Genomic DNA, 10,894 nt, shown 5'->3' on the forward strand with positions numbered 1-10,894 from the left:
GGCATGTCAGTGCAGGAGTCTCAGGAATCACCGGACCCGACACGGGAAACTCCGGACCCGCTGGAGGCCGCCACCCGGGCCACCCGGAGTCTGCAGGGGCTGTCGACCGAGCTGACGGCTCGGGTACCTCAGCTGCTGGAGGCGATGCGCTCGGTCGGTACCGGCCTCGAACTGCACTCCACGCTCGACCGCATCTGCGAGACGGCCGCCGAGCTCGCCGACGCCCGGTACGCGGCGATCGGCGTGGTCGACACCGAGGGCCGGGGGCTTTCGGACTTCGTCACCTTCGGCATCAGCGCCGAGCCGGCACGGAAGATCGGGCACCGCCCCGACGGGAAGCGGGGCCTGCTCGGGGCGCTGATCTCCCACCCCGACACGGTGCGGCTCGCCGATCTGACGAAGGATCCGAGGTCGGCCGGCTTCCCCGCGCACCACCCGCCCATGAAGACCTTCCTCGGTGTTCCGATCCGGGTGCAGGGGGAGATCTTCGGCAACCTCTACCTCGCCGAGAAGAACGGCGGTGGCGAGTTCAACGACTACGACCTCCACATGGTCCGGGTCCTGGCCACCGAGGCGGGCATCGCCATCGGCAACGCCCGGCTGTACGAGGCCGCCACCCAGCGCGAGCGGTGGATCGACGGGTCGGTGGCCGTCACCACCGCCCTGCTGTCCGGCGGGGACGCGGACGACGCCCTCGCGGTGGTGGCGGAACAGGCCCGCCGGCTGGCCGACTCCGCCGCCGGGATCGTGATGCTGCCCGCGGAGGAGGGCGGGATGGAGATCGTCGCCGTCTCCGCCGAGAACCCGGCCACCTCCCTCGGGGTGGTGATCCCCGCCGAGAGCCCGATCGTGGACAGGCTGCTGCGGGGCGAGCCGGTGTTCGTGGAGGACGCCGCCGGCGACCCCCGCATGATCAGCCGGCTGACCAGCCAGTACGGACCCTGCATGATGCTCCCGCTGCACAGCGGCGGGCGGGTCCTGGGCGCCCTGGTCACCCCGCGGGCGCGTGGCAAAAGACCCTTCAGCGAGGCAGAGCGGACCCTGGCCACGCAGTTCGCCTCCCAGGCCGCCCTCGCCCTGATGATGGCCGAGGCGCAGCGCGACCGGGAACGGCTCGCCGTGTTCGAGGACCGGGACCGGATCGCCCGCGACCTGCACGACCTCGTCATCCAGCGGCTGTTCGCCACCGGGATGATGCTGGAGGGTGCCCAGCGGCGGTCCATCGTTCCCGAGGTCCGCGATGGGGTCGGCAAGGCCGTGGACGAGCTGGACGTGACGATCCAGGAGATCCGCACCGCGATCTTCGCGCTCCAGCAGGGCCCGGCGGAGGCCCCCTCGGGGCTGCGCACCCGGGTGCTGAGGGAGATCAACATGGCCGCCGTGCCGTTGGGCTTCAAGCCCGCGCACCGCTTCCTGGGCCCGATCGACGCGGTCGTCGGCGAACTGGTGGGCAAGAACCTGATCGCCGCCCTGCGCGAGGCCCTGTCGAACGCGTTCCGGCACGCGGAGGCGTCCCGCATCGAGGTGGTGCTCGACTCCACCGCCACCCTGGCCGACGGCCGGCCCGGGGTCCGGCTGGAGGTCGCCGACGACGGGGTGGGCATCCCGGAGGGCGGCCGCCGCAGCGGCCTGCGCAACCTGCGCCGCAGGGCGGAGTCGCTGGGCGGGTCCAGTTACTACGGACCCGGCATCGGCGAGGACGGCGGCGGGACCACCCTGGTCTGGGAGGCCCCGCTCTAGAGGGCGTTACGGGGCGTCGTGGTGGGCGGCTGCGGCGCGCTCGGCGAGGATGCGCTCGATCACCACGGCCACCCCGTCCTCGTTGTTGGCGACCGTACGGCCCGACGCGGCCGCGATCACGTCCGGGTGGGCGTTGCCCATCGCGTACGAGGTCCCGGCCCAGCGGAGCATCTCGATGTCGTTCGGCATGTCCCCGAAGGCGACGACCTCGGCGGGGGAGATGCCGCGCTCGGCGCAGCAGCGCGCCAGGGTGCTGGCCTTGGACACGCCGAGCCCGCTGACCTCCAGCAGGGCGGTCGGGCTGGAGCGGGTGATCGAGGCGTAGGCCCCGGCCGCCGAGCGGGCCAGGGCGAGGAACTCGTCCGGGGCCAGTTCGGGGTGGTGGGCGAGCAGCTTCAGTACGGGCGCCGTGTCCTCGGGTTCCTCGTGCAGCAGCTTCTCGGCGGTGGCGACGGTGGCGCCGGGGTCCTGGAAGAAGGGCGGGTACGCCGGCTCGTAGTTGATGCCGGTGGTCCGCTCGACCGCGAAGGAGGTGCCGGGGGCGGCCTTCCGCAGCGTCTCCACGACCGTGAGCGCGGTGGCCCGGGGCAGCGCCCGGACCTCGACGAACTCCCGGCCGGCGTGCAGGTCGACGACGGCGGCGCCGTTCGCGCAGATCGCCAGGCCGTGGCCATGGACGTGATCACTGACCACGTCCATCCAGCGGGCCGGCCGGCCGGTGACGAAGAAGACCTCGATCCCGGCCTCCTCGGCGGCGGCGAGCGCGGCGATCGTGCGGTGCGAGACGGATTTGTCGTCACGCAGCAGGGTGCCGTCGAGGTCGGTGGCGATGAGCCGGGGTGCGGGGGTTGGCCCGTCCGGGCGCTGGGGAGCCGAGGTCACGGTTCCATCTTCGCGCATGGGCCCCATCACCCAGACCAGCTCGGTCCCCGATGTTTCACGTGAAACATCACCCAGACCAGCTCGGTCCCCGATGTTTCACGTGAAACATCGCTCAGGCCAGCTCGGGCCGCCATGTTTCACGTGAAACATCTCCCGGCCGCCTCATATGCCAACAGCTATACTCACGGCCGCATTCGACATGGTGAGAGGAATTCCAGGTGGCGGCTCCGACAACGCTGAACTCGGTGATCGACGGCAAGGAGATCGCCGGGAGCGGCGCCACCCACACGTCCCGGAACCCGGCCCGCCAGAGCGACATCGTCGCCGAGGTCCAGCTGGCCGACGCGGGAACCTTCCAGGACGCCTGCGAGACGGCACGCGAGGCACAGCGCGAGTGGGCGCGGGTGCCGGCCCCGGTGCGCGGGCAGGTCGTCGGGGCCTTCGGGCGCCTGGTGCAGGCGAACAAGGAGGCCCTCGCCCGGCTGGTCACGCGCGAAGTCGGCAAGACGTACGCCGAGGCGCTGGGCGAGGTCCAGGAGATCATCGACACCTGCGAGTTCTTCCTCGGCGAGGGCCGGCGGCTCTACGGGCACACCGTGCCGTCGGAGATGCCCGACAAGCAGCTGTTCACCTTCCGCATGCCCGTCGGAGTGGCGGTCATCGTGACGGCGGGCAACTTCCCGGTGGCCGTGCCGTCGTGGTACCTGGCCCCGGCCCTGCTGTGCGGCAACGCGGTGGTGTGGAAGCCCGCCGAGTACGCGGCGGCGACCGCGCGCGCCCTGGCCGAACTCGCCTGGCGGGCGGGCGTACCGGCCGGCGTCCTCAACCTGGTCTACGCCGACGGGGAGACCACGTTCGAGGGGCTGGACGCCGCGATGGGCCGCGGTCTGGTGGACAAGGTCGGGTTCACGGGCTCGACGCTGGTCGGCCGACGGATCGGTGAGCTGTGCGGCCGGCACCTGCAGACTCCGTGCCTGGAGCTCGGCGGCAAGAACCCGATGGTCATCGCGCCCGACGCGGACCTCGACCTGGCCGTGGAAGCCGCGCTGTTCTCCGGCTACGGCACGGCGGGCCAGCGCTGCACCTCGCTGGGCACCGTCATCGTGCATGAGGACGTGCACGACGAGTTCGTGAGCCGGTTCACCGAAGCGGTGCAGGGCGCGCCGGTGGGCGAACCGTCCGAGGGCGTCGTCTACGGCCCGCTGCTGGACGAGAAGTTCGCGCGCTCCTACGAGGACGCGCTGAGCTGGATCGACACCCACCACATGGTGCTGGGTTCGAGCGCGGTCGGCAGGATCACGGCCGAGTCCCCCCGGGAGGGCTTCGTCGGTGACCCGTCGGACGGCCTGTACTACCACCCGGTGCTGGTGGACGGGGTCCGCCCCACGGACCGGATCTTCCTGGAGGAGACCTTCGGGCCGCTCGTCGGGGTGACCACGTACCGGACGCTCGACGAGGCGATCGAGCTGGCGAACCTCCCGGGTTACGGGCTCTCCGCCGCGGTCTGGACCCAGGACCCGGCCACCGCGTTCCGTTTCCGGCAGGGCGTCGGCGCCGGCATGGTCAGCGTGAACAACTCCACCTCGGGCGCGGAGGCCCACCTCCCGTTCGGCGGGAACGGCAAGTCCGGCAACGGCAGCCGCCAGTCCGGCGTGTGGGTGCTCGACCAGTTCACCCGCTGGCAGTCGATGAACTGGGACTTCTCCGGCACCCTGCAGAAGGCCCAGATGGACGTGGCGACCTTCGAGTCCGATCTGGCCTACCGGCTTCCGGCCGCTTGGACCGAGGAAGCCTGAGAACGCCGCGGGCGCCGATGGAGGTGGTCGCACCACCTCCGTCGGCGCCGCAGCGCTAGCGGACCCCTCTCAGGACCGGGGGTCCGCCCAGGTGCGCTGGACGACCGTCCTCGCATGGCCCACCGTCCAGTCCGGCAACGCCGCCAGGGCCCGCTCGGCGTCCTTCCCGGTCTTCAGGAACACCTGGTCGACCTGGATCTCGACCGGTCCGGAGCGTTCGACGGTCAGCGCGTGGCCGTCGAAGCGGCCGACGACGTCGATCACCGCCTCGTCGCTCTCGAAGGGCCGGCCGCCGACGGAGAGGCCGGGGCCCTTCACCGTGATCCGGACCAGCTCGGCACGGTTCGCGCCGATGGCGATCCGGACGGGTGCGGTCGTACCGGCGGTGTCGAAGGAGACGGTCCCCTCCGGTACGGACACCTTCTGCGCGGCGAGCGCGCCGTCGTCGTCGGCCCGTAGCCCGGTATCGCGTGCGACCTGATCGACGATGCCCAGCTCCTGGGGCGTGAGGGAGTCGCGGCCCTCCAGCACGATCCGTGGGTCCTTGCCGTCGGCCTGCTCCTGGAAGAGGCTCACCAGCTTGGGGTGCGCGCTGTCGTACGGCGAGGTGAGGCCGACGAGCAGCAGTCCGCAGGCGGTGTACGCCGCCAGGGCGAGGCCGGACCGGCGCGGCGGCCGGCCGGCGAACACGGCGAACGGCGCGAGGACCAGCGCCAGCGGGACGGCGACCAGGGTGCAGGCCACGGCGATGACCGCGTCCATGGGGACGGCGGTCGGCAGCCGGCCCATCATCGGGACCGCAAGCTCGAACAGGTTCCGGGCGAACTGGGCGATCAGCACGAACGACACGAACGCGCTCACCAGCAGGGGCACCGCCCGCCAGCGGCCCGGCAGCAGCAGGAAGCCGCCGATCGACACCACCAGCAGGGCGGAGGAGAACCACAGCAGGTAGCCGGGTCCGATGCCGAGCCAGGCGGTGAGCACGCCGAGCAGGGCGAGCGCCAAGGCGTTGCCCAGCAGGGAGGTACGGGCCGCCGGCCGCCGGGTGCCGTCCGGGGCGCGGCGACGGCGCCTGCGCTCCAGCAGCAGCTGGGGGGCCAGCGCGCCGAGAACGACGAGGGGCAGCGTCACCAGGTGGATCAGCCAAGGGTGAGCGAACCAGGCGTGCGCGCCGGCCAGGGACTGGGCTGCACCCACCACGACGCCCGTGAGCACGGCCGCCGGGAGACCCAGCAGCGCGGCGCCCGCGGTGGCGGCCACCCGGCCGGGCCGGACGTCCCAGACCCGGCAGGCCCGCCAGGTCAGTGCGGCCAGGGCCAGCAGCAGCGCGAGCGTGCCGATCTTCACCGGCAGCGGGTCGAGGGTCACCCACCAGCGGGAGAGCACGTCGAAGTAGTAGGGGGCGGGCTTGCGGTCGCTCAGGTCGGCGGACCCGGTCACGTCGGAGGCGAACCGGACGGTCAGGTCGGTGACCGCCTGCGCCGAACCGGGGCCGATCCCGGCGACCCGGTCGTTCGGGGTGTGGTAGCGGTAGCCGTCCTCGAAGAGGGCGTAGTCGAGGCCCGACCAGCCCTGGGCGCGCCATACCCGGCTGTCGGTGTCGGAGTTGATGAGGCCCGCCTGGAACAGCCACTGGCCGAGCACCGAGCCGTAGGGCCGTGCGGTGTTGCCCGCCAGCTCGATCAGCCGGCCGTCGTCCTCGCCCGCCTGGAAGAGGATGGGCAGTCCGCCCGACCCGACGGCCTCCAGGTTCAGGAACCAGCGGACGTTCGCCGCCCACGGGTGCCTGGTGAACGCGTCCGCCCCGGTGAGGCCGACCTCCTCGCCGCCGTTGAACAGGTAGATGACCGTGCGGTGGTGCTCCTGGCCGGCCAGCTGCCGTGCGGCCTGGAGCGCCGCGCCGACGTTGATGCCGTCGTCGGCGGAGCCGGGCCCCTCCATCGCCGAGTCGACGTGGACGTTCACGAGCAGGGCGTCGGCGGTGTCGCCGGGCTGGCGGGCGATCACGTTCTCGACGCCGTAGTCGACGCCGCGGTCGTGGAAGCGGTACGAGCCCGAGGCGCTCTGCCGTTCCACCTCCAGGCCCGGGATCGTCTTCAGGTCACGGTCGACGAGGTCCAGCGCATCGGCGAGCTGCGGGCTCGCGGCGACGTGCGTGCCGAGGTCCTCCAGCTTCTGGGCGGTGGCCAGCGCGCCGCGGCCGGCCTCCCCGTCGGGCGCCGGGCGGGTCGCCCAGTGCGCCAGCGAGAAGGAGACGACCAGGAACAGGACCAGGACCGCCCACGTGCCGGCGAACCGCCGGAGACCGGGCCGGGAGGGCGGCGACGGCGGGGACCCCACGGCGGGGGCCCTTTCCATGGTCAGCACGCCGTCCCCCTTATCTGCCGCAGCCACGAGCGCAGTTCGCGTTCGACCGTCTGCGGGTGCTCGAGCGTGAGCGCGTGCGCGGCCTCCGGGACCCGGACGAGCGAGGCCTGCGGACAGGCGCTCTCGATCGCCTCCGCCATGGCCCGGGTGCCGGCGGTGTCCGCGTCTCCCACGAGCACCCGGACCGGGCAGGAGATCTCCGACAGCCGGGCGGCCGCGGGTTCGGGCTTCACGAAGTCCGGGGTGTCCCGCTGCTGCGCGTAGTTGAGGCGGGACATCTCGGCGACCGCCGTGCGCAGGGCGGCGCGCTCGGCCACCGGCTCGCGGCCCGGGCCGTCGACGAACAGCCGTACCTCGTGCGCGATGAGCTCCTCGACCGACCAGGCGTCCTCGGCCGCCTCGATCGCGTCGAACAGCGCTTGTTCGTCGTCCGCGACCGGGGCGTCGAAGCCCGAGACGTCGGGCGCGAGCAGGAACAGTCCGCGGACCCGCCGCGGGTGGGCCAGCGCGAAGTCGATCGCCAGCCGCGCCCCCCGTGACTCCCCCACCAGGACCGCGGACTCCAGTCCGTAGGCGTCCAGGACGGATCCGAGATCGGCGACGTCGGAGAACTCCCCGTCGAGCGTCGTCGTGGACCGGCCGAAGCAGCGGCAGTCGTAGGCGACGCCGAACATCTCGTCGTCCAGCGCCCCCATCAGCGGGAACCACATCGGCGCATGGGTGATGCCGGAGTGGACCAGGACGGTGGCGGGGTTGTCCGGTGCACCGCTGCTGCAGGCCTGGAGCGACCCGCCGGGGACCGTGATCCCGCGCGTTTCCATCTTCATCCTCCGATTGACTGCAGATGACGGCCGAGCGACTGCAGGTGACGGCCGATCACGAACCCGGCGACTTCCTCGACATGACCCAGCAGGTACATGTGCCCGCCCTGCCACATCCGGGTCGGGCAGTCGTCGTCCCGGGACAGCTCCGCCCAGGCCGTGAGGCCTTCGGCGGGCACTCCGGGGTCGTCGGTGCCGCCCAGGGCGATCACCGGGGCCGAGAGCTTCGGGCCTTCCCGGTACCGGTAGCCCATGGCCATGCGGTAGTCGGCGCGCAGGCCCGGCATGACGAGCTCCAGCAGGTCGGGCTGCCGGAAGAACTCCTCCGGTGCCACACCGTGCGACCGGAGGCTGGAGAGGATCTCGGCGTCCGTGGGCGCGGACCTGGGGGGCAGCACCTGAGGCGCCACCATCCCGGACGCGACCAGAGAGCGGACCGGGAGCGAGCGCTCCTGGAGCAGGCGGGACAGTTCGTACGCGACCAGCGCGCCGAAACTGTGCCCGAACAGGGTGGTCGGCCGCTCGTCCGCGCCGAGCTCGTCGGCCAGGGTGCCGACGAGCAGCTCCATGTCCTCCACGGGCGCCTCGAGCATCCGGTGTTCGCGTGCGGGCAGGTGGGGTGCCCACAGCTCCACCCCGGAGGGGAGCCACTTGGTCCAGCTCTCGTAGATCGTCCCGTTGCCGCCCGCGTAGGGCAGGCAGACGATCCGGCTGGTTCCTTCACCGGCGCTGAGCCGCTTGAGCCATGTCATGACGAGCGGTCAGCCCCGCACGCAGCGCGGACGCATGTCGGTCCACACCGTGTCGATGTACGTGAGGCACTCGTCCTTGCTGCGGGCCGGTCCGTCGGCCTCCCAGCCGGCCGGGAGCTCGCGGTCGCTGCGCCAGATCGAGTACTGCTCCTCGTCGTTGACGACGACGAGGTAATCGGGCTCTGCGGTGGTCAGGGTCATGGCGCTACCTCTTCGGGTGTCAGGGTTACGGGGAAGGCGGCTTCGGGGGCCGCGGAGAGCCGGCGGCCGAAACCGGCGAAGGCGATGCTGATCGCGATGCAGGACAGCCCGATCACGGCCAGGGTCACGGAGCCGGAGGTCGCCTCCAGGGCGATGCCGGCCACCAGGACGGACAGGGGTTTCAGGCTGAAGGCGGCGACCTGCGCGGTCGTGGTCACCCGGCCGAGGAGTTCGTCCGGGATGAGCCGTGCCCGCAGGGTGCTGTAGACGATCGCGGAGAGGGACTCTCCCCCGCCCGCGATCAGGACGACGCCGAGGGCCAGCGGCAGCGACTCGGTGCCGCTCAGGACGAGCAGTGCGACGCTGCCGAGGACGGTACCGGCGCACATGACCGCTACGGAGCCCTCCTTGATCCGCGAGGCGAGGACGGCACCGAGGATCGCTCCGACGGCGTAGACCGCGATGATCGTTCCCAGCACGCCGGGCGACCAGCCGAGGTCCTCGCGGATGAAGTACGTGGCACAGATGATGATCGGCGAGGTGAAGAACGTGACCGCCGCCCAGTAGAGCAGCGCCGCCCTCAGCAGCCGGTGCCCGGCGATGAACCGGAAGCCCTCCAGGACCTGCCGGCGCATCGGGGCGGGCGCGTGCTCCCGTACGGTCTGCAGCGGGCGGCGGATCAGCATCAGGGTGGCCGCCGACACCGCGAAGGTCAGCGCGTCGACCCCCAGGGTGCCGGCCCCGCCGATGCCCGTCACCAGCACGCCGGCGAGCGCGGGACCGGCGATGTAGCCGAGCGCGTTGCCGATCGACAGCAGCGAGTTGGCCTCGCCGAGCCGGTCCCGGCCGACCAGCGAGGGCACACAGGACAGGCATGCCGCCTCGAAGACGGCGTACAGCACACCGACCGGCACGGCGATGGCGTACAGCACCGGCAGCACCGGCACGCCGAGCACCACCGCCAGCGGGACCGCGCCGACCAGCAGCGTGCGCCCGACGTCCGACCAGAGCATCATCCGCCGCCGGTCGAAGCGGTCGGCCCAGGCACCCGCGGGCAGGCCCAGCACCACCATGGGCAGCGCCGACAGCATGGCGATCACGCCCATGTGCAGTCCGGAACCGGTGAGGGCCAGGACCAGCAGCGGCAGGGCGGTCTTGCTCAGAGCGTCGCCGAGCGTCGAGGCGCCCTGGCCGCCGGCGAACAGCAGGAAGTCGCGGTCGCGCAGCAGGGTCCGGTCCACGGGGGTGGCCGTGCTCGCAGGTGTGCTCACCGTCAGGCCCAGTCGTCCCAGTCCTTGGCGCCGGTCACGTTGCGCAGACCGCCCTGGGACTTGAAGTACATCTGGGCCAGGTAACGCTCGGGGAGGCAGGTCAGCCAGCCGAGGGCGTTGTCCTCGCCCACGATCTGGTGGCTGTACGAGATCGAGGTGTCCATGGCCTCGATGGCGTGCCAGTAGCCGCTGGGGACGTACAGGGTCTCGCCCGGGTTCAGGACGGTCTCCTCCACGACCACGTCGCGGAAGCGCGGGTGGCGCGTCAGGTCGGGGCGGCGGTAGTCGACCTGGGCCATGCCGAACTGGCGGCGGAACGGGCGCGGGTACAGCTTCTCGTGCTGGTCGGGGGAGACGAAGTAGCAGCGCTTGCGGCCGACGACCTGGCTCAGGTAGGCCGCGGTCTGCATGCCGTCGCTGTGGAAGGGGGTGACGGTGCCCTTGCTGCCGATGAACATCACCGCCGCGACCCGGGAGGACACGGTCTCGCGCGGCTGGGGCTTGTTGCTGCCGCGGTTGAGGAAGGTCTTGGCGAGGTACAGCCCGAGCAGCTTGGCGGGGTTGGCCGTGGTCCGCCAGTCCGCCTTGAAGCGGATGTCGGCCCAGTTCGGCGCCAGGTCGGGGAGGTCGTAGTCCTGCGCCAGCTGCGGGTAGTGCTCGACCATCCGGTGGACGGGGTAGGCCCGCAGGTAGAAGGCGCGGCCGGGGTCGGTGTTCTTCTCGATCTCGTCGAGCAGGGCGGCCAGCTTCATCCCGCGGAAGCCGCCGACGTTGCCGAGGATCAGCTCCTTGTCGAGCCGCTGGAGGTTGGCGTGGATGTCCAGGTCGCCGAAGTGCTCGCGGAAGTAGTCCAGGCTCCAGTTCTCCATGGCCGGCCAGGAGTCCATCAGGCCGGTGATGATGGCGGGCTTGCGCTTGTAGACGTACTCGCGCTTGAACTCCTCGCGGGAGGGCGCGTGGATCCGGTCGATCGCGTCGAGCTTCACCGTGGCCTCGGGGAAGATCGTGCCGGCGACGGTCTCGTCCTTCTCGGTGGTGTTGATGGTCATGCTGGGTCCTGTTCC

Annotated in this window: 9 protein-coding genes; 2 read left to right on the forward strand and 7 right to left on the reverse strand. The window is 71.8% G+C overall.

The window, feature by feature from the left end:
- The first annotated feature begins 3 nt into the window (after positions 1–3).
- Positions 4–1,740, forward strand: a complete 1,737-nt coding sequence (locus ACFV0Q_RS00390; RefSeq protein WP_384998072.1) for a GAF domain-containing sensor histidine kinase — start codon at positions 4–6, stop codon at positions 1,738–1,740.
- Positions 1,741–1,746: 6 nt separating this feature from the next.
- Here the strand turns inward: ACFV0Q_RS00390 and ACFV0Q_RS00395 are convergent, their stop codons facing one another.
- Complete coding sequence (locus ACFV0Q_RS00395) at positions 1,747–2,640, reverse strand: Cof-type HAD-IIB family hydrolase (RefSeq protein WP_384998075.1); 894 nt, start codon at positions 2,638–2,640, stop codon at positions 1,747–1,749.
- A 200-nt stretch (positions 2,641–2,840) separates the two neighbouring features.
- On the opposite strand from ACFV0Q_RS00395, the gene ACFV0Q_RS00400 reads away from it, so the two are divergent.
- The gene (locus ACFV0Q_RS00400) at positions 2,841–4,418 is read left to right on the forward strand and encodes an aldehyde dehydrogenase family protein (RefSeq protein ID WP_384998077.1); all 1,578 of its coding nucleotides are present in this window, start codon (positions 2,841–2,843) and stop codon (positions 4,416–4,418) included.
- 69 nt (positions 4,419–4,487) lie between these two features.
- Here the strand turns inward: ACFV0Q_RS00400 and ACFV0Q_RS00405 are convergent, their stop codons facing one another.
- Genes ACFV0Q_RS00405 through ACFV0Q_RS00430 form a run of 6 tightly spaced genes read right to left on the reverse strand, consistent with a single transcriptional unit; the run spans position 4,488 to position 10,879 of the window.
- Positions 4,488–6,776, reverse strand: a complete 2,289-nt coding sequence (locus ACFV0Q_RS00405; RefSeq protein WP_384998272.1) for a M28 family peptidase — start codon at positions 6,774–6,776, stop codon at positions 4,488–4,490.
- Between the two features lie 2 nt (positions 6,777–6,778).
- Positions 6,779–7,612 (reverse strand): alpha/beta fold hydrolase, encoded by an 834-nt coding sequence (locus ACFV0Q_RS00410; RefSeq protein ID WP_384998080.1) that lies wholly within the window; start codon positions 7,610–7,612, stop codon positions 6,779–6,781.
- A complete protein-coding gene (locus ACFV0Q_RS00415) occupies positions 7,609–8,358 on the reverse strand; it encodes a thioesterase II family protein (RefSeq protein ID WP_384998082.1) in 750 nt (249 codons plus the stop codon). Before ACFV0Q_RS00415 ends, ACFV0Q_RS00410 begins: the two co-directional genes overlap by 4 nt.
- A gap of 9 nt (positions 8,359–8,367) precedes the next feature.
- Positions 8,368–8,559 (reverse strand): MbtH family protein, encoded by a 192-nt coding sequence (locus ACFV0Q_RS00420; RefSeq protein WP_384998085.1) that lies wholly within the window; start codon positions 8,557–8,559, stop codon positions 8,368–8,370.
- Positions 8,556–9,830, reverse strand: coding sequence for an MFS transporter (locus tag ACFV0Q_RS00425; RefSeq protein WP_384998088.1), 1,275 nt, complete (start codon positions 9,828–9,830; stop codon positions 8,556–8,558). The genes ACFV0Q_RS00420 and ACFV0Q_RS00425 overlap by 4 nt, the downstream gene beginning before the upstream one ends.
- Before the next feature lie 2 nt (positions 9,831–9,832).
- Positions 9,833–10,879, reverse strand: coding sequence for a cupin-like domain-containing protein (locus ACFV0Q_RS00430; RefSeq protein WP_384998091.1), 1,047 nt, complete (start codon positions 10,877–10,879; stop codon positions 9,833–9,835).
- Positions 10,880–10,894 lie beyond the last annotated feature (15 nt).

The sequence above is a fragment of the Streptomyces sp. NPDC059564 genome, assembly GCF_042735575.1.
GTDB lineage: Bacteria > Actinomycetota > Actinomycetes > Streptomycetales > Streptomycetaceae > Streptomyces.